The organism is Phenylobacterium aquaticum (assembly GCF_947378715.1).
In the GTDB taxonomy this organism is placed as follows: domain Bacteria; phylum Pseudomonadota; class Alphaproteobacteria; order Caulobacterales; family Caulobacteraceae; genus Phenylobacterium; species Phenylobacterium aquaticum_A.
Window position 1 is genome coordinate 1 of sequence record NZ_CANCLE010000029.1, and the last position, 23,428, is coordinate 23,428.

Consider the following 23,428-nt stretch of genomic DNA (forward strand, 5'->3'; position numbering starts at 1 on the left):
TGGCGTCCTTGAAGCTGGCGCCGCGCAGGTCCGCGCCGGTGAAGTCGGCGCCGCGCAGATCGGCGCCGTCGAAATTGGCCCCCTGCAGCTGGCTGAGCGAGAAGTCGACGCCGATGGCCATCAGCGCCTTGGCGGTGAAGCCGGCCAGCACCCGCTCGCGGAAGCTGGCGGCGGCCGGGCGCAGGTCCGCGCCGTCCAGCTGGGCCGGGCGGCCCTCGGCCCCATCGGTCTTGGCCCACAGCTCGGCCTGGTCCAGTTCGGCGCGGATCTCGCCCAGGCGGGCGATGGCCTCCGGGGTCGGATCGAGCACACAGTCGGCCAGCTCGGTCCTGGACAGACCCAGCCGGCTGACATCGATGCCGGTGAGGATCGCCCCGGTCAGGGTCGCGCCCTGCAGCCTGGCCCCGGTGAGGTCGGCGCCGCCCAGATTGGCGTCGCGGAAATTGGCGTTCTTGAGATTGGCGTTGCGCAGCCGCGCGCCCTTCAGCGAGCAGTTGGAGAAGTCGACGGCGAAGGCCGTGGCGTCGTCCAGCCGCGCGCCGTTGAGGCTGGCGCCCGTGAAGCTCGCCCCCGCTCCCAACCGGCGCAGACCGCCGCTCTCGTCGACGATGCACAGGGTGGCGGCGCGCAGGTCGGCCTCGTCCAGCATGGCCCCGCCCAGCCGCGCACCGGCGAAGCTGGCGCCGCGCAGATCGGCGCGCAGCAGGCGGGCGTTGCGGAAGTCGCATTTCGCCAGGGTGGCGCAATAGAAGGCGGCCCGGGTCAGGTCGCCGCCGATGAAGATCGAGCCCGTCAGGTCCGCCCCGGTGAAGTCCGCTTCGTTCAGGCGCCGGCCCTCGCAGCGCATCCTGTGGGCGATCACATAGCGCGGCAGGGCCCGCATCGAACCCGGCTGGCCGGCCAGGAACCCCTCGTGCGAGCGCACCATGGCCTCGAATTCGGCGGCCTCGACCGTGACCGCCTTGGGGCTCAGAGGCTGGGAGCGCATGTTCATGACGCCCAAGCCTAGGCTTGGAGTCCTGCACATTCTCCTAAGGTTGCCCCCTAAGACCTGCCCCCCAGACCTGGCAGGGCGTGACCCCGGGCCAGGTTATCGCCGATAACCTGAGACTTGCGCGGCGACCTCCCTTACGTCATGGAGGATGGGAAGGCCCGGAGCACGCGGGCGCGCCGCCAAGGCGCAGGCCATACGCCGCCCCCAAAAGCGGGCGCGACATCAGGGGGACGGACGTGGAGCATTTCGACGTTGTGATCGTGGGCGCGGGTCTGTCGGGGATCGGCGCGGCCGTCCACCTGCAGACCGACTGCCCGACCAAGACCTATGCGATCCTCGAGGGCCGCGAGGCGATCGGCGGCACCTGGGACCTGTTCCGCTATCCGGGCATCCGCTCCGACAGCGACATGTACACGCTGGGCTATGTGTTCAAGCCGTGGACCGAGGCCAAGGCCATAGCCGACGGCCCCTCCATCCTGCGCTATGTCCGCGACACCGCCCGCGACCACGGCGTCGACAGCCACATCCGCTTTGGCCACAAGGTGGTCTCGGCCGCCTGGTCCAGCGAGGACGCGGCCTGGACCATCACCGCCGTCGAGGGCGGCGAGACCCGCGCCTTCACCTGCAACTTCATTTTCCTGTGCGGCGGCTATTACAGCTACGACGGCGGCTACACCCCCGATTTCCCGGGCGCCGACAGCTTCCAGGGCCGCATCGTCCATCCCCAGCAGTGGCCGGAAGATCTCGACTATACGGGCAAGAAGGTCGTGGTGATCGGCTCCGGCGCCACCGCCGTGACCCTGGTCCCGGAAATGGCCAAGACCGCCGCCCACGTCACCATGCTGCAGCGCTCGCCGACCTATGTGGTGTCGCGCCCGGCCGAGGACGCCTTCGCCAACTGGCTGCGCAGCAAGCTGCCGGCCAAGCTGGCCTATGCGATCATCCGGTGGCGCAACGTGCTGTTCGGCATGTATTTCTACAACTTCGCCCGCAAGAACCCCGAGCAGGTGAAGAAGAGCATCATCGGCATGGTGCGCGAGCAGCTGGGCCCCGACTACGACGTCGACACCCACTTCACCCCCACCTACAACCCCTGGGACCAGCGGCTGTGCCTAGTGCCGGACGCCGACCTGTTTGCGGCGCTGAAGGCCGGATCGGCCTCGGTGGTGACCGACCATATCGCGGCCTTCACCCCCACCGGCATCAAGCTGAAGTCCGGCCAGGACCTCGACGCCGACATCATCGTCACCGCCACCGGCCTGGTGCTGAAGGCCCTGAACGGGCTGGAGCTCACCGTCGACGGCCGCCGGGTCGAGGCGGCCAAGACCCTCTCCTACAAGGGCATGATGTATTCCGACGTGCCGAACCTGGCCTCGTCCTTCGGCTACACCAATGCGTCCTGGACGCTGAAGTGCGACCTGACCTGCGGCTATGTCTGCCGGCTCCTGAACCACATGGACCGCACCGGCCAGCGCCAGGCGACGCCGCGCCGCACCGACCCCAGCATCGGCGAGCAGCCCTGGCTGGACTTCTCCTCGGGCTATGTGCAGCGCGCCATGGAAAGCTTCCCCAAGCAGGGGACCAAGGCGCCCTGGAAGCTCGACCAGAACTACGCCGTCGACCTGATGAACCTGAAGTTCGCCGGAGTGGAGGACGGGGTCATGGAGTTCTCCAACCCCGCGCGGCGCAAGCAGGCCGCCTAGAGTCTTCTGGATTGCCCCAGGTCGGCTTCAGCGCCTAAAAAACGCCGAAGCTTGACCGCAGGGTCAGGCGCACCGATCCCCCAAGGAGCTCTTGATGCGTAAAATCGTGATCCTCGCCGTCGCTGCCGCCGCCCTGATGACCAGCGCCTGCAACACTGTCGCCGGCGTCGGACAGGACATCTCTGCGGCCGGCAAGGTCGTCAGCCATACGGCGGACAAGGCCAAGCATTAAGAGTCCTCCTGGCGGGAGGCCTCCTCGGCGATCCGGGCGAGATCTTCCGGCGACACGGCGGGGACCGCCTCGCCGGGCGATTGCCCGGCCGACGTATCTTCCGTCGGTTCGGGCGTCCTATTTTCCGGCGCCATGACGGTGTTCTCCCGTTCCTTGCCCAAAACGGGTGACGACCGGGCGGGTTCCTGATCTTGTCCCCGGGCAGGTTCGCACCTGGGGTCGCGCGCTCTTCGCCCGCATCTTTCGCGCATGCGACGGCGCGTCATACTTCCGCTGCCCGCCACAAGTGAGCATATAGCCGCCATGTCGAGTTCCGAACGACCCAACGTCCTGCGCGCCCTCACCCGCGGCCTGAAGGGTCGCTGCCCTCATTGCGGCGAGGGCAAGATGTACTGGCGCTACCTCAAGGTCGAACCGGCCTGCCCGGCCTGCGGCCACAGCCTGTCGCAATATCCGGCCGATGACGGTCCGGCCTATTTCACCATCCTGATCGTCGCCCACCTGTTCGTGGCGCCCCTGCTGCTGTTCCCGGTGATCTGGCAGGCGCCGCCGCTGTTGATGGTGCCGGGCGCCCTGATCCCGCTCGGCCTGCTGACCCTGATCCTGCTGCCCCGCATCAAGGGCGCCTTCATCGGCGTGCTCTACGCCATGGGCGTCAAGGAAGCCGACCAGGCCCTGCACAGCGCCGACCTGGCGGAATAGGCCCGCCGGAACCGGCGCGCCCCGGCGCCCGTTCTCTTCCTAGGCAAGCCAGACCGTTCAGGTCGGGCGCCGTGGAGAGATTTCATGCTGGGGACCATCCTTCTCATCGTCCTGGTTCTGGCCCTGGTGGGCGCCCTGCCGACCTGGGGCCACTCGCGCACCTGGGGCTATTTTCCGTCCGGCGGGCTGGGCCTGGTGCTGGTCATCGTGGTGATCCTGCTGCTGATGGGCCGGATATAGGCCGCACGCCCTTCGCCTGAGGCCCCGGCCGTTCTAGGGTCACGCCTGAACCGGTTCGGGGGGACTTCATGACAGCGACGGAAGCGGGCGGCGAACTGCCTATCGAGGCTCAGGCGCCTGGCCTCACGCCCCTGGCCCGGGCCCGGGCGATCCTCGGCGGCTCGGCCGGCAATCTGGTCGAGTGGTACGACTGGTTCGCCTATTCCTCCTTCGCCCTCTATTTCGCCAAGCACTTCTTCCCCAAGGGCGACACCACCGCCCAGCTGCTGGGCACCGCCGGGGTGTTCTGGGCCGGGTTCCTGGCCCGGCCGCTGGGCGCCTGGATCATGGGGCTCTACGCCGACAAGGCCGGCCGCCGCGAGGCGCTGACCCTGTCGGTGGCGATGATGTGCGCCGGCTCCTTCGCCATCGCCATCATGCCAGACTACGGCATGATCGGGGCCGCCGCGCCCTTCGCCCTCTTGGCCGCGCGCCTGGTCCAGGGCCTGTCGCTCGGCGGCGAATATGGAGCCAGCGCCACCTATATGTCCGAGGTGGCCGGCAAGAAGAACCGCGGCTTCTGGTCCAGCTTCCAGTTCATGACCCTGATCATGGGCCAGCTGACCGCGCTGGCCGTGCTGATCGTGCTGCAGCACGCCCTGCCCAAGGCCGCCCTGGAGTCCTGGGGCTGGCGCATCCCCTTCGTGATCGGCGCGGGCCTGGCCATCGTGGTGTTCTTCATCCGCATGGGCCTGCAGGAGAGCGCCTCGTTCCTGGCCGTCCAGGCGGCCGGCGCCAAGACCGAGAAGCATCCGCCGACGCTCGCCCTGTTCCTGACCTACCCGCGCGAGACCTGGACCATCTTCGGCCTGACTTCGGCCGGCTCCTTGGCCTTCTACGCCTATACGACCTACATGCAGAAGTTCCTGGTCAACACCTCGGGCTTCTCCAAGGACACAGCCACCGGCATCAGCGCCGCCTCCCTGGTCGCCTATATGCTGATCCAGCCGCTCTATGGCGCCCTGTCCGACCGGATCGGGCGCAAGACCACCCTGATGTTCGCCTTCTCGGTCGGGGCCATCGCCACCTTCCCGGTGATGAGCCAGATCGCCGTGACCCACGACCCGCTGGCCGCCGTGCTGCTGGTGGTGCTGCTGCTGGCGGTCCTGTCAGGCTACACGGCGGTCAATGCGGTGCTGAAGGCCGAGCTGTTCCCCGCCCATATCCGGGCGCTGGGCGTGGCCCTGCCCTATGCGCTGGCCAATTCGATCTTTGGCGGCTCGGCGGAATACGCCGCCCTGTGGTTCAAGCAGGCCCACCATGAGAGCGGCTTCTACGTCTATGTGGCCGTGGTGATGGCCGCCGCCTTCCTCATCACCCTGACCCTGAAGAACACCAACCGCGACAGCCTGATCGTCGAGGACTGATGCGCCCGCTCTCCCAACTGCCCCTGTCGCCCCTGGACCTGGCGGCGCTCGCCTTCTTCCTGGTGGTCTGGCTGGCCTACCAGCCCCTGCTCAAGGCGTCGTCGGGCGGGCATGGGGTGATCAACACCAATATGACCGTCATCCGGGCGGCCTGGATGCGCAACATGGCCGTGCGCGAGAACCGGTTCATGGACGGCCAGCTGCTCGGCCACGCGCTCAACTCAGCCTCGTTCTTCGCCTCGTCGAACCTGATCCTGATCGCGGCGGCCGCCGGCGCCCTGTTCGGCGGCGAGCAGACCTTCCGTTCGGCCTCCAGCCTGCTGGTGCTGAAGACCTCCTCGCGCCTGTTGTTCGAGGGCCAGATCGCCCTGGTGCTGGTCACCCTGGCCCGGGGCCTGCTCGATTTCATCTGGGCGATCCGCCAGATGAACTACTGTATCGCCGCCGTCGGCGCGGCGCCCGACACCCACGATCCAGCCTTCGAGAAGGCCTATGGCGAGGCGGCCTCGCGGCTGATCAATCCGGCCCTGTCATCGTTCAACGCCGGGGTGCGAGGCTATTATTTCGCCCTGGCCGCAGCCGCCTGGCTGTTCGGCGCGCCGGCCTTCATCGCCGCCACGGCCGGCGCGACCCTGCTGCTGATCGGCCGCCAGCGCCGCTCGCAGTCGGCCGGCGCCATCCGCGACATCCGCAGGCTGCTGGAAAGCCGCGAGCAGGATTAGGCTGCTGTTCCTTCGCTAAGGAAGGCGATCGCACATGAAACGTCGCGACGGCCTGGCGCGGCCTGGCTGCTCCCCTCTTGGGGGAGCTGTCGCCCGAATGGGCGACTGAGGGGGACTTTGATGGTCTTCTTGAGTGGCTCGGAGCTCAGCTGAGAGAGTCAAAGTCCCCCTCAGTCAGCTACGCTGACAGCTCCCCCAAGAGGGGAGCAACTCCGTTACCGACACAGACGATAGCCAAGCCCGTCGGTAGCCAAGCCTAGGAAAGCCCCAATTCGCGCTTGACGGCGCGGGTCAGCTTGGCGGCCACCAGGGCGTGGGCGTTGGCCAGCCAGCCCGAGACCTCGGCCCCGTTGAGGCTCTCCAGATCGTCGAAGGCCACCCATTTGGCCCGGGCCAGATAGGGCGCCGGGCGCGCCGCCCCGCTCTCGGTCAGGGCTTCATAGGCGATATCACTGACCTTGATCGAGAAGGCGCCGCCCAGGTCCATCACGGCGAAGATCTTGCCGCCGACCTTGAAGACGTCCGCCCCGCCCCACTGCACCACATAGGTGGCGGCGGGCAGGGCCAGGGCGGCGGCCTTGAACGCGTCAGGCGTCAAACCGCGACGCCGACGCCGATCGGGCAGGTCACGCCGGTGCCGCCGATACCGCAATAGCCGGCGGGGTTCTTGGCCAGGTACTGCTGGTGATAGTCCTCGGCGAAATAGAATTCCGGAGCGGGCGCGACCTCGGTGGTGATCGGGCCATAGCCGCGCGCCTTCAGGGCCGCCTGATAGGCGTCGCGCGAGACCTCGGCGGCGGCGGCCTGTTCCGGGCTGTAGGTATAGACGCCCGACCGGTACTGGGTGCCGATGTCATTGCCCTGGCGCATGCCCTGGGTCGGGTCGTGGTTCTCCCAGAACAGCTTCAGCAGGGCCTCATAGCTGACCACCGCCGGGTCATAGACCACCAGCACCGCCTCGGTGTGGCCGGTGCGGCCCGAGCAGACCTCTTCATAGGTGGGATTGGGCGTGATCCCGTTCACATAGCCGACCGCCGTGACCCAGACGCCGGGCACGTCCCAGAACTTGCGCTCAACGCCCCAGAAGCAGCCCATGGCGAATTGGGCCAGGGCCAGGCCCTCCGGATAGGGGCCCTTCAGGGCGTGGCCGTTGATGAAGTGGGTGTCCGCCGTCGGCAGCGCCATCGGCCGGCCCTTCAGGGCGGTGTCGGCGGTGGGCAGGTCGAGGGACTTCTTGGCGAAGAACATGGGAGATCGCCTTTCGGATCAGGAGCGGGTTTGACCGCCAATATAGGCGCACAGGCTCGTGAATGCACGGTCGGCCAGGCCCCCTGACGCAGCGGCGATTTCATGACACTGTTATCCGAAACAAATTCAGGGAGGCGACGATGCGGCCATCATGGCGGGCAGGCTTGATCATCGGCGCGACGCTCAGCCTGGGGCTGGCCGGCCAGGCGCTGGGCTCCGGCGGCGGCGGGGGCGGCGGCGGCGACATGCCCTCGGCCTCGGCCCCGACCTATGACCCGGCGGCGGAATACGCCAAGGGCATCGCCTCGCTCAATGTCCAGGACTACAAGGCCGCCGCCCGCGCCTTCGGCCATGTGACCGAGGCCGCGCCCAACAGTGTCGAGAGCTGGCGCCTGCTGGGCCTGGCCCGCGCCGGGGCCGGGGACCTGAAGGGCGCCCGCCGCGCCTATGAGCGAGCGGTCAAGCTGGCGCCCGACGACATCGAGGGCCACCAGGGCCTGGGCCTCGCCCTGGCCGGTCTCAAGGACCCCAAGGCCCAGGTCGAGCTGGACTGGCTGAAGGCCAGGGCGACCACCTGCGGAACCTGCGCCGACTCAAGCCCCCTGAAGACGGCGATCGACGCGGTCCAGGCGGCGATCGGGGCCGCCCCCGCCGCCGCGCTCAGCCCGCCCCCCATGCTGTTCGCCGGCCCCGCCGCCGGCGACACGGCCTATGTCCAGGCGGTCAGCCTGATCAATGAGCATCGCTATGACGACGCCCTCGCCGCCCTGGCCCAGGCCCGAGAGGTCTTCGGCCCCCACCCCGACATCCTGACCTATCAGGGCTATGCCTGGCGCAAGAAGGGCCAGTTCGACCGGGCCGAGACCTACTACCGCCAGGCCCTGGCCATAGCGCCGGAGCATCGCGGCGCGACCGAGTACTATGGCGAGCTGAAGGTCGAGCGCGGCGACATGACCGGCGCCCGGGCCCTGCTCGCCCGGCTGGACCATATCTGCGCCTATGGCTGCGCCGAGGCCGAGGAGCTGCGCCGTTGGATCGCCGTCGGCCACGAACCGCAGCTATAGCTCTGGCCGGCGCGCTCGCCGCCGGCCTCGCCTTTGCCGCCACGCCAGGCCCGCCGCTCCGGGGCCTGAGGTGGCTCGCGCCTGCGGTCGACCCTGTCCGGGCCATGACCACCACGCCGGCCGAGTGCCTGGCCCTGCCGGCCGATCCCGCCGCCCGGCGATCGGTGGAGATCGGCCGCGCCGCTTTTCGCACCCCCGTGGTGCTGGGCGGCCAGGCCGCGCGCTCAGGCGTCGCCTGCGAGACCTGTCATCGCGCCGGTCGCACCAATCCGGACTTCGCCTTTCCAGGGGTCTCCGGCCCGCCCGGCACGGCGGACGTCACCTCGTCCCTGTTCAGCACCCATCGCGACGACGGCGTCTTCGATCCCCGGCCAATCCCCGACCTGAGCGGCCCGAAGGCGCGGCTGAAGATCGACCAGACGGCCCAGACCCGGGCGCTCGAGAGCTTCATCCAGGGCCTGGTCACGGAGGAGTTCGACGGCCCCCGGCCGCCCCCCGCCGTCCTCCAGGGGCTGGCCGACTATGTCCGGGCCCTGTCGCCCGGGGCCTGCCCCACGCCGGCCGACCACGCCGTCAGCGTCGCCGACCTGATGGACGACGCCCGCCGCGCCGAGGCCGCCGCCGAGACCCTGGCCGCCGCCGGCGACCGACCGGCCGCCCTCGTCATGATCGCGGGCGCCCGCGCCCGCCTGGGCCTGATCGACGAACGCTTCGCCGACCCGGCGCTCAGCCCCCAGAAGCAGGCCCTGCTCGCCGCCGATCACCGCCTGGCCGCCCTGGCCGAGACCCTGCGCGGCCAAGGCCCGCCGCCCCTGGAGGGGCTCGCCCGATGGCGGCGCGACACGGTCACGCTAGAGGCCGGATTGGTCCGCGAGCAGTCCCGCTCCCTGTTCAATCCGCGCCGACTTGCGGCGACCTTGCAAGTCCGCTTGCCCCGCGAGGCGTCCTGAGTATATTGCGCGCCTTCCGCGAGGGGTGCGCCCCGCGTCGGAACGGGGTGAGGTGGCGGAGTGGTCGATCGCGCACGCTTGGAAAGCGTGTTTAGGTGAAAGCCTAACGAGGGTTCGAATCCCTCTCTCACCGCCATTTCTTTCGCATAGGCGATTGATTTGGCTTATTTATTTGGAACCCCGAAATTCCCCACCCCAATAATCACCCCAACATTGGGGCTGGATTGGCGAGGACGCTCCGGGAAAGTCCGGGACAATTTCGACCCTCGATAGATTTGGAGTGGCCAGGTCGGCGGCCGAGGTGACCACCCTCAGGCGGCACAGCCAACCTGGTGGTCCCCTAACCCCGTGGGTGCAGGCGGGGGTCTCCTAGCCGACTCACCCCGAGCAGGAGCACTGGCGACTAGTGGACCTTCCGGATTTGGGAAGTGTCCCATCGGGTCTCACATGGAGGAGAGACATAGACGCCAAGGCCGAGGCCTGCGCGTAGATGACTTCCCTTGGGCCGTTCCCCCGACTTCGAAAGACGCCAGGTTTGAAACGCGACGCAAGGGCTTAGCCGGGGGCGTGCGGCTTGCGCAGTTGCTGGCGGCGCGTCAGGTGACCTGGCGGATCCGGTCGGATGTGGGACACAGCCACTTGCCTGCCGGATCGCCCAGAGGCGTCGCCCGCCGATCAGACCACGTCAGCGGTACTTGCTCGATGGCGTAGTGCGTCGGCCGATGTAACCGCGCCGTCTGATCCTGAATGTGGCTTCCCTGCCCTTCTTTGCCCGCACCGCCAGCCGCTCCAGCTGCGGTTCAGCCCGCCTGGGACGTGCGCCCCAACGCCCGCGCGATCTCGGCATGGCGGGCGCGGGTGATGCCGTAGGAGGCGAAGATCACGAGCGACACGATAGCGACCATGGCCGCGACCGGGCCCCAGATGAGCACCAGCCTCACCTGCATGTCATGGGTCAGAACGGCGCCGACCGACCGGCCGACGTCCTTGGGGAAATGCACCAAGTCCAGGGCGATACCCGCCGCCATCACCCCAAGGCCCGTGGCCGCCTTGCCGGCGAACCCGAGGCCGGCGAAGTAGAGGCCTTCCCGGCGCCGGCCGAACAGATGCTCGTGCTCATCGGCGGCGTCGGCCATCATCGACGGATAGGCAACCGACACGAAGCCCGTGCCAATGCCGGCCACGAAGGAATTGATCTGCATCGGCAGAAGGGCGGCGTTTCCGAGCGGGGTGTAGACCCCGGCCATCATCAGGCCCTGCAGGACCAGCCAGTTGGCGATGAGAAGGCCGAAGCCAAAGACCACGACATTCTTCTTCTCCATCAGCTTCTGGAGCATCGGTGCGCCGGTGACACCCAACAGTATTCCGACCATGTAGGCGTAGCCGATAAACTGGATCAGCTCGCTCTTCATACGCCACACGAAAATGAAGGCGTGATTGTTGAGGCTGGCGTTGAGCCCCAGCGCTGCGAACAAAATGACCGCGGAGACGAAGAGCAGGCGGAATGAGCGATTGCCGAAGATCTCGACAACCTCACCGGGCAGGCGCCGCCACATGGCCCCAGGCGCCTGCTCTGGCTGCGGCAGACGGGCTGCGTAGCGCCATACGCCCAGGCAGCACAGGGTCATGCAGACAAGCAGGAGACCAGCAACCGACCATCCGAACCCGGGATAGCCATCGGGCCGCTGCAGGCCCCCATTGGCGAAGAACAGGGAGTAGCCCGTCGCGGTGATCATCACGGCCGTCACCAGCCCGGCAACGGCCCGGTACATGACCACGCTGGTGCGTTCCGCGTAGTCGGTCGCCATTTCCGCCCCAAGGGCGATGTAGGGAACGTTGAAGAGGGAGATGGTGCTGCGCGCGGCGACCGACATGACCGTCAACCAGCCAAAGAGCCCCCCCTGACCGAGGCCCGACGGCGGCGAGAACAGCAGGCCCACCGAGATCGCGACCAGCGGTGCGGCAAGCATCATCAAGGGGACGCGCCGACCCAGTCGAGACCTGAGGTTGTCCGACCAGGAGCCGACCACCGTGTCCACAACGGCGTCGAACGCCAGGCTGACCGCCAGCGCCGCCCCGACGAGCGCGCCCGAAAGACCAAGAACCGCAGAATAGTAGAAGAAGATGAAGCCAATCGCCGTGTCGAACCCGCCATTCTGGGCGGCCTGGCCAAGGCTGTAGGCCAGCTTCACCGCCAGCGGCGGCCGAGCGACGGGGCCATGCCCCGCTTCGGGCGCAGAAACTTCAATATCCGGCAATTCTCTTCCCCCCTCTCGGCCACGGATCGCATCCGCGGGCCGGGCGCTTTCGACAGGCCCGCCCCGGGGGCCGTTGACGCCCCAGCTCGCCACCGTCGATATCAATATTGACGGTTATTACAACAAGGGTCCCGAAGGATCCTGGATGGAACCGAGGTTCAGGCCTTCCGCACCTCCGCCTCGATGGCTTGGATCAGGGGGCCTGCCCTGGTGTCGATCGACGCCCCCCCTGCTTGTGCAGTGACGTTCGCGACGACTGAGGCGCCGTCAAAATATTTCGGCCCGACAGGTGGCCTTCAAAACACTTTCAAGTGTCAACATACAGCTTTCTCGCGACAAACACCCTCTCAAGTTGCCAATCTCAGGACTTGGAAGGCCTTGCGTGAGGTACAGCGCCAGGATAGTTTGAATTTGCCCTGGTCTCCTAGGTCAATTTGAATGATTTATATTATCCGATTGTTGGCGTTACTGACACTATTCAGCAGTGCGTTTTCTTCCGGTGCGCTAGCCGCGCCGCAAACGGTGGCTGCGGCGCAACAGAATCACGGGCGAATATTGACTGTGTCGGTCCGAGTTCTGCCGCCCTTCGTCGAACAAAAGAACGGAATATTCACCGGCTACAGCATCGACCTTTGGAACGCGATCGCGGAACGACAAAATTGGGAATCCCGATTCCGGGTCGCCTCGAGCGTCAAAGGCCAACTTGAAGACGTGGCCTCCGGCGCCGCTGACGTCGGGGTGGGCGCGATTTCCATCACTGCCGAACGCACGATGCATTACGAATTTTCGCAACCCATCATGAACTCGGGGCTACAAATCCTGGTTCGAGAAGAGCGGGCGCCCGCCGAATCGACCGCGCTCAAGAGCATCCTGAAACTCCTGTTCTCGAAGGCCATGCTGATCTGGTTCGGCATCGCGTTTTTGCTCTCCGTGATACCTGCGCATGTCATCTGGTTCTTTGAACGAAACCACAACAACGGCATTATTCAGAGCAACTCCTACTTCCCCGGGATCTTCGAGGCGCTCTTTTGGGGCCTGTCTTCGATCACCGGGTCGGCGGATTCCATGCCGAGACAATGGCTGGCCCGGCTCTTCGCGCTGTTCTGGACCTTTGCGAGCATCGTGTTTGTGGCCTTCTACACGGCGCAATTGACAGCCTCGCTGACCGTCGAGAAATTCAGGGCCGAAATTTCCGGGCCTCAGGACTTGCCAGGCAAGAATGTCGGCACGCTTCAGGGGAGCACCTCGGCCGCCTTCCTCCAGACCACGGGCGCCAAGGTTTCGGTGTTCCCCACCATAGACGACGCATATCAGGCTCTAATGAACAACAGCGTGGACGCCGTGGTGTATGACGCGCCGGTCCTGCAATATATGGCTACCCGACAACGCGCGGGACGGGTCAGAACTGTCGGCCCGATCTTCCATACCGAGGACTATGGACACGTATTCCACGATGGCTCGCCCCTCCGCAGAAAGGTCGACGCGACCCTGTTGCTGCTGCGTGAAGACGGCACCTATGACCGCTTGAACGAGCAGTATTTCGGCAAGAAATAGATCCAGACTGCAGGGTTAGCTTCCCGCCGTTCGAGGCGTGTTCAGTCTGGCTCCGATCGTCCCTGCCACGACGCCGGCGCTCGCAGCGGATGGGGTCTGTGGAACATGCCTCTGACGAGACGGCGCAGGATCAAAAATCAGAAGCTGACGGCGAGTAGGCTCTGGACGCGTGCGCGGCCCGAACGGGTGCCGCCCAGATCACTAAGCGGTGCGGCGACGTCAAGGGACAGCGTCAGCCTTTGGGCCAGTCGGTAGTTCACCCCCGCACCGATGGCGGCGGCCGTCTGCTCCTCCCTGGTATAGTTTGCCTTTCCATATCCGACGTCCAGGAAGACGCTGGATGTCAAGGCGTCGTCGCTCCGCAACAGACTGGCCGATCTGCGCCTCAATTCCGTTCTCAACACAGCGCCAGAGTCGAACGCGCCGTCGTCTAAGGTATAACCTCTGACCGCCGAGGCGCCGCCAAGCCCCATTTGCTCAGTGGCGGGCATGGACTTATTCGCATATTGAGCCGTTAGGTTGCTGTACAACTGAAGATCATCTATCCCCATCGTTGAAAAAGATGGGGAAAGCAAGGTAATCCCCGCTGTTGCGTATGAGTATTCTGCGCTGATGAAACGGTTGGTCGAGTAGCCCGCGAAGGCGCGATCGGTATTGTGGGCGTTGACCCCGCCCGGGCTGATGTGAACATTCGTGGCGACCTGGGCGGCGCCCAGACGGCTGTTGCCGCGCCACGCGTATCCCAGAAACAGCTGATAGACATCAAAGCGGGCGTCGTTGACGACGACGCCGTCAAATTTGATCTTGCTGACACTTTGCCGGGCTTCCAACCCGAGTGAAAACTCCCCCGGCATGCCGAGCCCCAGGCCCGATGCGGCGGAATGATAGCCAACGCTCGCCTCCAGGATGGAAGAATTCGCGATGAACGCCTCAAACGGCTGGTTCGTTTGGATATCGTTCAGCGTGAGCTCCAGGGACTGCCTGGGAAGCGTGGGCACGATCAGGCTCAGGCCGTTGCTTCGGTAGAGGGGATCGGGCGCCGGATGGAAGATTTGTCCGTGGTCGAGCAGGACGTCCCCCGACACTGTGCTCTGATAGCTCGCAACCGCGTCCCGCAGGCCGGGAACGCGGGCCTGCGCCGCTATGAAGTACCGATCGAGGCCGGTTTGAGGGGTGCCGCTGTTGGCGTAGCCAGCCGACACGCGCCATGGGCGGGCGGACTCAGCCTGCAACTTGACGTCCGCGCTCCCGGGGCGCTGTGACGGCGAGAACGCCACGGTGATCTGGCGAAAGGCATAGCGATTGAGCCATTCAAGATCTTCGCTCAATACATTCGTATCGACGACATCTCCCGGCTTCAAATGCACCCGATCTGTAATATATTTGCCTTCTAAAGGCGATCCTGTTGGAATATTCACCGATCCCAATTTGAATTCCATGACCCGGATCCGGAGCACGCCATCATTTATATCTTGAGGCGGTGCGGAGATATTGATCAGCGGATGTCCCTGGGAACGATGTATCTCCAATATTTCGGCCTCGATTTCTGAAATCAGCTTCCGTGAAATTGGGCGACCCAAGAACGCCTGAAATCGCCGCTCCGTGTCCTTGAGCCGTTCGACACGATGCAGGTCGATGCCTCGAGGCTGGGGCGCCCCGAGGTCCGCTGCATCCGCCCCTCCGAGGAGGATCAGGGCGGAAAGTTGGGGGCCTAGTGGCGTCGCATCATCTTGAAGCGCGGGGGCTGGCGTTATGACCGGCGCGTCCGGCCTCGGCTCAGAGCGAGGCAGATTGCGCTCGATGGCCTGCGCCAGGCCGCTGGTGGGCGCCAGCCCGCCGGCGAGCGCCATGGCAGACGCCAAGACCAGTCTCCCGAGGCGACGCGCGCGCGCTTCCACGACCTCAGCGTCCGGACGGTGTTGAAGACGGCCTGGCCGGCATCGCTTGCGGTGCGTCCATTAGCGCAAGCGTCCTCTGGAGCGCATCAGGCCGCACCCGGCTTTCGCCCTCGAATATGCCTGAGCTTACAATCAGAATGGACAGCAGCGTCGACAGGCCTATGGCGATGCCGGAGACATACGGGATGGCCTTCTCTACGGGGGTCTGGAACCAGCCCAAAACCATCAAGGACGTCATCGCAGCCAATATGCCCCACCAGAAATAGGGCGACAGATTCATGTGGCTCGTCGCGAGACGCGCCTCGCGAATATCCTTGAGCTGGATGAACTGGCCTTTGAGTTCGCCCAACAGCGCCGCGCTTTCCCCGGAGTCCTGATCGAGCTGCCCAATGCTGGCGCTGAGAGCCGCCAGTTTCGTCGTGGTCGCCAAGCTTCGATCGCCGCCGGCCATGGCCGGCCACTCCGCCTGGATCACGCTCGAAACATAGGCGCGAAGCGGCCTTTCGACCGATGCGGCTACAGGTCCCGGGTGATCCTGAAGGGTCCGGTCAAACTTGAGCAGGATGGCGCCTTCCCGCGAGACCAGGTCCGCCACATTTCGATGGAGGCCCTCCACCTGCACGAGAGAAAAGGCGATCAACGCCATGGTCAGGGTGACCGTGTTTTTGAATGCGTCATCAGCGCCCCTGGCGATTTCGGGGGCGATCTCGATCTTCAGGAGCCGCCGCACGGACAACGGCAGAACAATGAAAAGCAGTAGATTTACAATCACGATCAAGAGCCAAATGAATATATTTGGCAATCCGTGGATAGATTCAATTAATCCTGGAGCCATATTGTTTTCCGATCCTGAGACATAACTTTAGACCCTAGGGCACAAGTATTAAGACAAATGTTGCTATCATATTGGACAGTGATTGAGCGCTATTAAGTTGTTTAATGCTTCGCGACTGCCCCATCTCGTCGAGAGACGAATTGTCCAGCCAGACATTGTCGTGAAAACTTTCAGCCAACTGGTCGCCGGGCTGGCTCTCATTCCCTCTGGTCGCCGCAGCACGGGTGGCGGCGGCCACGATCGCGGTGCGCCTGGCCAAGTTGGCTTGCTGGGTGGTGATGGTCCCGGGGCTGGGCGCAGCGGAGTCCGTCGCCCGCACGCCAATCGTCGGCCCCTTCGGCCGGCCCCCCGCCTTCGAAGCCACAGACCCATTGGTCGCCTGAGCGACACTTGCCGAGCGCCGGGACGCGACCGTCGCAGCTGCCGCGGAGATCGAGGATCGGACAGTTGACGATGCTGGTGACGATGCCGGTGACGATGCGGAAGACCGCGGCGCCGACGAGGTGGAGCCTGATTGACCTTCCGCGCGCTCGGGCGCCGGGTTATCAGCCGCCGCCAGTTCTGTCGCCCCGGCTTCTGGGGGCCCGGCTTCTGGGGGCCCGGCGTCTGTAGGCGCGGCTTCGGGATCACTCTGCGCAGAGGCCTGAGCACCCAGCGGCTCCAACCCAGAGGTCTGGATCAACCCCGGCGCGACGGACATCAGGCTCCCGTCGCCCCCAGCCCGCCCCCCAGAACTCTGGAGTTGGCTGATGGGGCTAGGCGACGCCAACGCCCCGGCGCTGGAGATCTGCGAGGCGGCCGGGAAAATGCGCCCAACCGCCCCAGAGACGGTGGTAGCCACGACATAGTTGGCAGCGTCCGCCCCGCTCAGACCGAGGCCCGCGACCGTTACGGTTTTGCCAGTCCCCGTCGCGATGGTGTCGTAGAGGCCAAGGCTCGGATTGTTCAGGGCGACCGCATCGCTCGTCACGACCCCGCTGAGCGCATAGTTGCCAGCGCTCAGGGTGGCCGTCAGAGTCCCATCATAGACTTTGCTCACCAAGCCGGTCAGGGACGCGGTCAGGGTCTTAGGGGTGATCTGGCCCACCCCGCCGGAGACCGAGGGCGCGACCGTATAGTTGGCGGCGTCCGCCCCACTCAGACCGAGCCCCGTGAAGGTCACGGCCTTGCCTGACCCGACAACCTTCGTGTCATAGAGTCCCGTGGCTGCGGTCAGCGTCACCGCATCGCCGGCCACCAGCCCGCCCAGCGCATAGGCGCTGGCCCCCAGTGTCGCGGCGGCGGAGCCGTCATAGGTCTTGGTCACCGGGCCGGAGAGCGAGGCGGTCAAGGTCTTGGGCGTAATCTGGCCCATTGCGCCAGAGATCGTGGAGATGACCGTGTAGTTGGCCCCATCCGCCCCACCCAGGCCGAGACCGGTGAACGTCACAGTCTTGCCGGCCCCCACGGCCTTGCTGTCGTAGAGACCCGAGGCGGCGCTCAACGTCACCCCGTCGCCGCCGAGCAGCCCGCTCAGGGTGTAGCTTCCAGCGTTCAGGGTGGCCGAGGCGGTTCCATCGTAGGCTTTGGTCACCGAACCTGTAAGCGAGGCGGTGATGCTAAGGGGGCTGATCTGACCCACGGCCCCGGAGGCGGCAGACCCGACGGTATAGTTGGCTGCGTCGGCTCCGCCCAGACCCAGCCCTGTGGTGGTCACGGTCTTGCCGGACCCGGCCGCCTTGGTGTCGTAGGCGCCGGAGGTCGGCGCGATCAGCGTCACGACATCGCCGCCCACAACCCCTGACAGGGCGTAGTTTCCAGCGCTCAAGCTGGCGGCAGTGGTTCCGTCATAGGTCTTGCTCACCAGGCCGGTCAGCGAGGCGGTCAGCATCTTGGCGGTGATCTGACCAACCGGCCCGGAGACGGTGGAGCCCACCGAATAGTTCGCCGCGTCCGCCCCGCTCAGGCCGAGACCGGTTACGGTCACCGTCTTTCCGGACCCGACCGCCTTCGTATCGTAGAGCCCCGTCGTCGGACTGCTGACGGCCACAGCGTCACCGCTCACGACCCCGCTGAGGGCGAAGTTTCCACCACTCAAGACGGCTGCGGTGGTTCCGTCATAGTCCCTGGTCACGGTCCCCGCCAGGGAGGCGGTGAGGGTCGCCTTGAGGACCGTGTACGCTCCGGTAGCCCCGGCGAAGCTGTAGTTCGCGGCGTCGGCGCCGCTCAGAGACGATCCAACGGACTCGATGCCCGGGTGCGCCCCGGCGACGAGTCGACCTGACGAGCTCGTCAGTCCGGTCGTGTTGACCACAACCGCCCCCCCGGTGACGGAATCGCCGGCCACCAGGTTCGTGAACGTCAGCGTCCCGGGAGACAGGCTGCCGCCATAGACGGAACTCCCCGTCGACAGGACCCCGATCAACACCAAGGGCCGGACGATCAGCGTCCCGGCGGTGTTGCCCGTGCTGGCCAGGGCATATGACGAGGCCGCTGTCCCGGTCAGCCCGGTTACAATCTGCAGATAGGAGCCGACGGCGAGCCTGTTCGACAGGGTGACCGGGGCGCCGAGGCTGGTGGTCAGTCCCACCGTCGCCACGACATTGCTGGAGTCGCCGGCGGAGACGCCCGAGAGCGTCGCGGCGCCCAGGACGGCAAGCGTTCCGTAGTCGGAGGAAGCGTCCGCCACAGTCCAGTTTACGGGCGTGAGGGAAATGACGTTAAACGGACCCACAGGGTCGATCTCAACCAAGGCCGTCACGACCGTAGTACTGCTGGAGTTAAATATGCTACTTCCAGCATCATTTATCGGAGATATCAGCGCTGTATTCGAAAGAACTCCACTGAATGAGCCAGAAACCAGCACATTACGTATGATTGAACCTGGACTGTTGCGGCCGGTAACGCCCCCGACCAGGTCGTATCCGGAGACAGATCCACTGAATATAGAGTCTTCGATCAGAGAATTGTTACCGTTTATCCCGACTATTCCACCGTAATAACCATCATTCACCGTATAGAATACGCTGCCGCTGACGACAGACCTCTTTATCGTATTCGCTTGCGCAAATCCGACCAGTCCTCCCACGAAGGCGCGACCTGATACTGTCGTGTCGCTGACCACATTCAGTATAGATCCGCTACCCGAGCCCGCGATCGCGCCGACATTCAACAGTCCCGTAACGGCCCCACCGCCCGTCAGCCTGAGGTCGCGGACGGTTCCCGTCAGACTCCCGATCAAGCCGACGCTGCTCACGGTCGGCGCATTGATCTGGAGGTTGTCGATCGCGTTACCCAGGCCCTCCAAAACCCCGGAGAATTGTGAAATCGCGGCTGCGGTCAAAGCTGGACCGCCCATGCTTATGTCGTTGGCCAGAGCAAAGTGGCCTGCCTGGTTGGCGTTCACGTCCGTGAGGAATTGCGCCCTATTGCCGATCAGGCTGTAGGTTTGGCCGTTGATCGACAGGGACTGCGCGGGATCGGTCAGGGAAAACCGAAGACTTGCGCCAGCGCCGAAGTGCAGATCGCCCGCCGGGTCACCGCCGCCGTATTTGATGACAACGCCGCCGGCGCCGAGAACCTGAACATTGGCGTGAAAGATGACCGACCGCAGTGCGTCCAGGGTGAGGACGCCCGCCCCCGTCCACGCTATGGACGAAGATACGAATATGTCGCCGTGGCCATTGGCCGGGAGGCTGGCCAGGCCGTACTGGCCAATAGAGCCTGTGGTCTTTTCCGTGACGTTGGTGCCGGCATCGAGCGCCGTGACGATCGAGGCGGCTGCGACAGAATCGATGTGCAGATCTGTCGGATCGAGCAGCCAGGTTCCGCCATGGGTGTTTACGTCAACAACGCCGATCTTGAGGTCCCTGCCGGAGGTTTCGATGTCGCCAGGCGCGCCGTCGGCGCCCTTGGCCTCAAGCACGCCGGCGACGGACGTGGCGCCCGCCTCGCTCACCAGCCAGATGTGACCGCCTCGCGACTCTATGCCCGTCGCGCGAATGACGCCGGACGAATTGCCGGCGAGCGCATAGATATTGCCGCCCTGAGCCCTCAGCTCGACCGTCGCTGCCTCGATCAGCCCGGAATTGGTGACGCTGGAGCCTGCCCCCCCGATCTCGACATTGAGAAGGCCGGGCGTCAGACCGCCGCCATCCGACAGCACGAGGCTCGATCCCGCCCCCATCGCCACCGTTCCGTTCGGCGCAAGAAGCTGCCCCTGGTTCTCGACGGCGGCGCCGACCAGCGCGACATCGCCGCCGGCGGACGAAATATGCCCCTGGTTGAGCACCTTGGCCTCGGACCGTCCGCGGAAGCCCAGGCTGGAGCTCGTTAGAAAGTCAATATTCGCGACATCCAGCGATGAGGCGATAAAGCTCCCACCCGTGTTGACCACGCCGTTCTTGCCAATAATTACGCCATTTGGATTGATGACAAAGACAGAACCCGTGGCGCTCAACATCCCGTTTATCGCAGAAACGTCGTTGCCCACGACCCGATTGAGCGTCGCGCCGGTTCCGTTATTTATAACGACTGAAGATCCGACTGAAATTGAGAAATCGGACCAATTGATGATCGCCTTATTCGTGGTCTGAGTAATATTGAGCGCGCTCGGGGCGCTGCTGAACCCGACTGATCCGGTTATGACGTCTGGGCCGCTTGGAAGTCCGACTGGGGCTTCGCTCGCCGCCGCGCCCCTCGCCACGCCGAGAAGGGACAGCATCAGGGCGAGCACCTGAATTCGTCGCCCGGAAGCCCAAGCCGGGCGGGCGGGCAGGGCCAGGCCAATCCGCCCCATGGCGGTTCCAGCAGGCCAGCCAGACACGGCGGTGGAGTTCTGCGCGCCAAGGGCTATCGCCGGGAAGAAACGCGGGGACCGCTCGGCGCCCTTTGATGGGACCGCCAAAGGCGCGCAACCGCCTTGTCCAGGAGTGACCCGACGACGAGGTCGCTGGGCGAAAGGACCACCAACAGGTGCAGACACAGAATGTGGGCTCCGAGGTGGATTTCGGCATTAGCATCTCTGAAATATTCGACCGCCGAAAGTTAGAACACCTGTCGCGCTATATTTTCTTTTTTCCTCGGGAGTGATTGGCTATCTACAGTTGATGAAGCTCAACGTGGACACGTGCTCCTATCCTATATTTGGGTATAGTCGCCGCCGATCACGTGAAACACGCTCGGTCAAGCAGGTCGCATTTCAAAATCGCCTGGCGATCCCCGCATGGGGCCCAGGGCCGGGCGAGGCGGAGATCGGCTTCAGCGCGACCATGGCGGCGATCGAATGTTTCATCAGAGACGCCCCGATCGCGCTCAAGCACCCCTGCTCCAGGCCGACCGCCAATTTCAGAACGCGCGCCTCGTGACCCACCAGGGCGTCATTCCACCGCCAGGACGATCACGCGGTCGCCGCTGCGATAGTCCAGCGCCTCAGACTTGCGCGGATTGACAACCACGCCGCCCGGGTTTGTCGCGCCATGGGCTCCGTCGCGCGGCCGGCAGTAGCCGAACGCCGTCTCACCCCTTGCGCGGGCGGCCTCCGCGATGGTGAAGAAGGTCACCGGCCCGTCGAGCGACACATAATCCCCGACCGGCCGCAGACAGATTTCCGAGCCGGCCTCGTCCAGGAGGTCTCCGAATATCGCCAAGATATGAGGATTTTCTGAGGCCTGCGCGAGCATCAGGCTGATCAGCTTGTTGCTCACGACGAAGTCGTCGGCCCGGGTTACCGCCGCCAATTCGCGGTTCCGGATGTCCGCCATCTCGCTGACGATGTTGATATGGCGGCCTGATCGGTCGGCCATCTCGCGCAGGTGCAGCAGGGTGATCAGGGTGCGTGTATCGGCGGCTTGGGCCGATAGCTGGTCGCTGTGGGCGAGGACAATGATGCTGTTGCAGGCCGCGATGTCCAGGGTCTCGAGAGACGCTTTGCTGCAGGTGTCAATCACCCGGGTCTCCAGCACGACCCCGTCACCGATCAACGGCACGTCGGCCAACGTGCCTGCGAGGTCCGGGATCTTCGCCGCGACGACCAGCCTCGACCCGGGCGAAAGGTAGCGGGACAGCTCGGTGACAATGTTCGGCCCGCGGCGGTTCCACCCCAAGATCAAGGTCCGCTCGGCCGGGCGCGGCCGCGCGCGCGACTGTTGGATGACGGACCGATCGATCTGGGGCGACCTGGTAAGGCTGGAGACGATCGCCGAGTCGTCCTCCGCGATCAGCACCAGGGTCTGGTCCGGAGTGATGATGGTGTCCATCGGCGGATTTAGCTGAACCTTGCCATCGCGGCTGGACAGTCCGACCAATGCACTGGTGTTGAAGGCCTGGATGGCGTCACCAAAGGTCTCGCCATGCAGCTCCGGACAGGGGTGGGAATAGAATTCGCAACCCTCGAAATCGAGCAGTTCCGAGAAGACCGCGCTCAAACCCAATTGCCGGCTGGTCTGCACAACGATCCGGGACAGCAAATTGTCCGCCAGCACCAGCTGCACCTCGGAGCCGCCGACGACCCGGGCTACATCGCCGTTGGCCCCATCGCGTATCTCCGCCGAAATGCGGTAGGGCTCCGTCCGGCGGTTGGGGTCGTGAATCAGCGCCAGAATGGTTTTGATGACCTGCGCGTCGGGCTCGTCTCCCTCGGGCGACAGAATGATCACCGATTTCGATTGCTGAGGACTGACGATCCCGAGATCGCTCAGATCGGTCGGCGCGCCCCGACGGCATATGATGCGCGTGCGGCCAAGACGCGGCGCCATGGCGGCGATCTCGTCCTCCATCTCCACCTTGTCTTTGTCCGCCATGATCACAATGCGTGGCCGAGGCTGGTTCTGGTTGGCGACAACCAGTTCGGAAATGACGTCGAAGATCGATGATGACCAGTTGAGGATGATGGTGTGGTCCTGCTCAAGGACCTTGGATCGACCCTTGCGCAAACGCTCAATCTGGGCGTCGACCCCTGCCGACAGGACGCCGATCAGCGCCGAAAATGCGACGATGCCGATGAGCGTGACGGGTAGCATCACTGCGCGATAGGACCAGCCCTGGTCCCCTGCAACGGGACCCGCATTTATCGCCCGCATCGTTGCCTGCCAGAGGCTCTCGCGCAAATCCAGGGGCCCTGAGCCAGCCGGCCCAATATGAGTGAGCGCGAGAAACAGCCCGGCGGCGGACGCCAATGACAGGACGACCAGCGCTAGCCAACCCATCAGGGCGACCGTTCCCCCCGCCATCGACTTGTCGAAGGAATATCGGAGCCGCGCCGACCAGCTCACTCTTGACGTCATGCTTCGCCCCCCAGGCGCCGCGGCTCTCGATGCCGCGCGATCTCCAGCCCCTAGGCTTCATTGCGACGTCTGATCAGACCGCCTGGAAGCTAGGCTAATTGGCGGGAAAGATTTGTCCATGCGGAGTTTCACGGCAAAAAAATAAATCGTGGAAGCAGAGTCCAAGTTACCCAAAATAGGTCAATTCCGCATATCGGGCTATATTTGACGCAGCGTGCAATGAATACTGATTTTATATTGCTTCAATGCGACTTATTGCTTGCATATCCTATTGTGATTTCAACGCTAAGTAGAATAGAATAGGGTTTTCGGGGCCAAGCAGGGACCGGCACGCCAATTTGTCGCTTGCGCCCATCCCAC

Annotated in this window: 17 protein-coding genes and 1 tRNA gene; 10 read left to right on the forward strand and 8 right to left on the reverse strand. The window is 64.9% G+C overall.

Features of this window, described 5'->3' with window-relative positions; all coding sequences use genetic code 11:
- A partial coding sequence (locus Q7P21_RS06040; protein ID WP_304176205.1) for a pentapeptide repeat-containing protein occupies positions 1 to 988 on the reverse strand: 988 nt, incomplete at its 3' end.
- A 242-nt stretch (positions 989 to 1,230) separates the two neighbouring features.
- On the opposite strand from Q7P21_RS06040, the gene Q7P21_RS06045 reads away from it, so the two are divergent.
- The 6 genes from Q7P21_RS06045 to Q7P21_RS06070 all read left to right on the forward strand — a co-directional run bounded on the left by Q7P21_RS06045 (position 1,231) and on the right by Q7P21_RS06070 (position 5,999).
- Complete coding sequence (locus Q7P21_RS06045; protein ID WP_304176207.1) at positions 1,231 to 2,697, forward strand: NAD(P)/FAD-dependent oxidoreductase; 1,467 nt, start codon at positions 1,231 to 1,233, stop codon at positions 2,695 to 2,697.
- A 94-nt stretch (positions 2,698 to 2,791) separates the two neighbouring features.
- A complete protein-coding gene (locus tag Q7P21_RS06050; protein ID WP_304176209.1) occupies positions 2,792 to 2,929 on the forward strand; it encodes an entericidin A/B family lipoprotein in 138 nt (45 codons plus the stop codon).
- Positions 2,930 to 3,223: 294 nt separating this feature from the next.
- Entirely contained in the window at positions 3,224 to 3,631 is a 408-nt protein-coding gene (locus tag Q7P21_RS06055; RefSeq protein ID WP_304166349.1) for a DUF983 domain-containing protein, read from the forward strand.
- 84 nt (positions 3,632 to 3,715) lie between these two features.
- Complete coding sequence (locus tag Q7P21_RS06060; protein WP_304166344.1) at positions 3,716 to 3,871, forward strand: DUF3309 family protein; 156 nt, start codon at positions 3,716 to 3,718, stop codon at positions 3,869 to 3,871.
- A 68-nt stretch (positions 3,872 to 3,939) separates the two neighbouring features.
- The gene (locus tag Q7P21_RS06065; protein WP_304166341.1) at positions 3,940 to 5,277 is read left to right on the forward strand and encodes an MFS transporter; all 1,338 of its coding nucleotides are present in this window, start codon (positions 3,940 to 3,942) and stop codon (positions 5,275 to 5,277) included.
- On the forward strand, positions 5,277 to 5,999 hold the full coding sequence (locus tag Q7P21_RS06070) for a DUF599 domain-containing protein (protein ID WP_304166337.1): 723 nt from the start codon (positions 5,277 to 5,279) through the stop codon (positions 5,997 to 5,999). The genes Q7P21_RS06065 and Q7P21_RS06070 overlap by 1 nt, the downstream gene beginning before the upstream one ends.
- Positions 6,000 to 6,255: 256 nt before the next feature.
- Here the strand turns inward: Q7P21_RS06070 and Q7P21_RS06075 are convergent, their stop codons facing one another.
- Positions 6,256 to 6,597: an MmcQ/YjbR family DNA-binding protein gene (locus tag Q7P21_RS06075; protein WP_304176211.1), complete on the reverse strand. Its 342-nt coding sequence runs from the start codon at positions 6,595 to 6,597 to the stop codon at positions 6,256 to 6,258.
- Positions 6,594 to 7,247 carry a peptide-methionine (S)-S-oxide reductase MsrA gene (gene msrA, locus Q7P21_RS06080; protein WP_304166331.1) on the reverse strand — a complete coding sequence of 218 codons (654 nt, stop codon included), beginning with the start codon at positions 7,245 to 7,247 and terminating at the stop codon, positions 6,594 to 6,596. Before msrA ends, Q7P21_RS06075 begins: the two co-directional genes overlap by 4 nt.
- A gap of 140 nt (positions 7,248 to 7,387) precedes the next feature.
- Between msrA and Q7P21_RS06085 the strand changes: the two genes are divergently transcribed.
- The 3 genes from Q7P21_RS06085 (at position 7,388) to Q7P21_RS06095 (ending at position 9,397) form a co-directional block, all read left to right on the forward strand.
- On the forward strand, positions 7,388 to 8,311 hold the full coding sequence (locus Q7P21_RS06085) for a lipopolysaccharide assembly protein LapB (RefSeq protein ID WP_304166329.1): 924 nt from the start codon (positions 7,388 to 7,390) through the stop codon (positions 8,309 to 8,311).
- 104 nt (positions 8,312 to 8,415) lie between these two features.
- Complete coding sequence (locus Q7P21_RS06090) at positions 8,416 to 9,261, forward strand: hypothetical protein (RefSeq protein WP_304176213.1); 846 nt, start codon at positions 8,416 to 8,418, stop codon at positions 9,259 to 9,261.
- Positions 9,262 to 9,307: 46 nt separating this feature from the next.
- Positions 9,308 to 9,397, forward strand: a tRNA-Ser gene (locus Q7P21_RS06095).
- A 664-nt stretch (positions 9,398 to 10,061) separates the two neighbouring features.
- Here the strand turns inward: Q7P21_RS06095 and Q7P21_RS06100 are convergent.
- Complete coding sequence (locus tag Q7P21_RS06100) at positions 10,062 to 11,519, reverse strand: MFS transporter (RefSeq protein WP_304166323.1); 1,458 nt, start codon at positions 11,517 to 11,519, stop codon at positions 10,062 to 10,064.
- A gap of 438 nt (positions 11,520 to 11,957) precedes the next feature.
- Between Q7P21_RS06100 and Q7P21_RS06105 the strand changes: the two genes are divergently transcribed.
- Positions 11,958 to 13,073 (forward strand): transporter substrate-binding domain-containing protein, encoded by a 1,116-nt coding sequence (locus Q7P21_RS06105; RefSeq protein WP_304166320.1) that lies wholly within the window; start codon positions 11,958 to 11,960, stop codon positions 13,071 to 13,073.
- Positions 13,074 to 13,210: 137 nt separating this feature from the next.
- Here the strand turns inward: Q7P21_RS06105 and Q7P21_RS06110 are convergent, their stop codons facing one another.
- The 4 genes from Q7P21_RS06110 to Q7P21_RS06125 all read right to left on the reverse strand — a co-directional run bounded on the left by Q7P21_RS06110 (position 13,211) and on the right by Q7P21_RS06125 (position 23,068).
- On the reverse strand, positions 13,211 to 14,923 hold the full coding sequence (locus tag Q7P21_RS06110; protein ID WP_304176215.1) for a ShlB/FhaC/HecB family hemolysin secretion/activation protein: 1,713 nt from the start codon (positions 14,921 to 14,923) through the stop codon (positions 13,211 to 13,213).
- Between the two features lie 52 nt (positions 14,924 to 14,975).
- Positions 14,976 to 15,749: a hypothetical protein gene (locus Q7P21_RS06115; RefSeq protein WP_369695335.1), complete on the reverse strand. Its 774-nt coding sequence runs from the start codon at positions 15,747 to 15,749 to the stop codon at positions 14,976 to 14,978.
- Between the two features lie 91 nt (positions 15,750 to 15,840).
- Complete coding sequence (locus Q7P21_RS06120) at positions 15,841 to 20,583, reverse strand: YDG domain-containing protein (RefSeq protein WP_304176217.1); 4,743 nt, start codon at positions 20,581 to 20,583, stop codon at positions 15,841 to 15,843.
- Between the two features lie 580 nt (positions 20,584 to 21,163).
- Positions 21,164 to 23,068: a hypothetical protein gene (locus tag Q7P21_RS06125; protein ID WP_304176219.1), complete on the reverse strand. Its 1,905-nt coding sequence runs from the start codon at positions 23,066 to 23,068 to the stop codon at positions 21,164 to 21,166.
- Between the last annotated feature and the right edge of the window lie 360 nt (positions 23,069 to 23,428).

Excerpts from the sequence above, each read along its gene's own strand:
- Q7P21_RS06110 (WP_304176215.1), bottom strand. The coding sequence starts at position 14,923 with ATGGCGCTCGCCGGCGGGCTGGCGCCCACCAGCGGCCTGGCGCAGGCC.
- Q7P21_RS06085 (WP_304166329.1), top strand. The coding sequence starts at position 7,388 with ATGCGGCCATCATGGCGGGCAGGCTTGATCATCGGCGCGACGCTCAGC.
- Q7P21_RS06065 (WP_304166341.1), top strand. The coding sequence starts at position 3,940 with ATGACAGCGACGGAAGCGGGCGGCGAACTGCCTATCGAGGCTCAGGCG.
- Q7P21_RS06125 (WP_304176219.1), bottom strand. The coding sequence starts at position 23,068 with ATGACGTCAAGAGTGAGCTGGTCGGCGCGGCTCCGATATTCCTTCGAC.
- Q7P21_RS06120 (WP_304176217.1), bottom strand. The coding sequence starts at position 20,583 with ATGGGGCGGATTGGCCTGGCCCTGCCCGCCCGCCCGGCTTGGGCTTCC.
- msrA (WP_304166331.1), bottom strand. The coding sequence starts at position 7,247 with ATGTTCTTCGCCAAGAAGTCCCTCGACCTGCCCACCGCCGACACCGCC.
- Q7P21_RS06090 (WP_304176213.1), top strand. The coding sequence starts at position 8,416 with ATGACCACCACGCCGGCCGAGTGCCTGGCCCTGCCGGCCGATCCCGCC.
- Q7P21_RS06105 (WP_304166320.1), top strand. The coding sequence starts at position 11,958 with ATGATTTATATTATCCGATTGTTGGCGTTACTGACACTATTCAGCAGT.
- Q7P21_RS06050 (WP_304176209.1), top strand. The coding sequence starts at position 2,792 with ATGCGTAAAATCGTGATCCTCGCCGTCGCTGCCGCCGCCCTGATGACC.
- Q7P21_RS06070 (WP_304166337.1), top strand. The coding sequence starts at position 5,277 with ATGCGCCCGCTCTCCCAACTGCCCCTGTCGCCCCTGGACCTGGCGGCG.
- Q7P21_RS06060 (WP_304166344.1), top strand. The coding sequence starts at position 3,716 with ATGCTGGGGACCATCCTTCTCATCGTCCTGGTTCTGGCCCTGGTGGGC.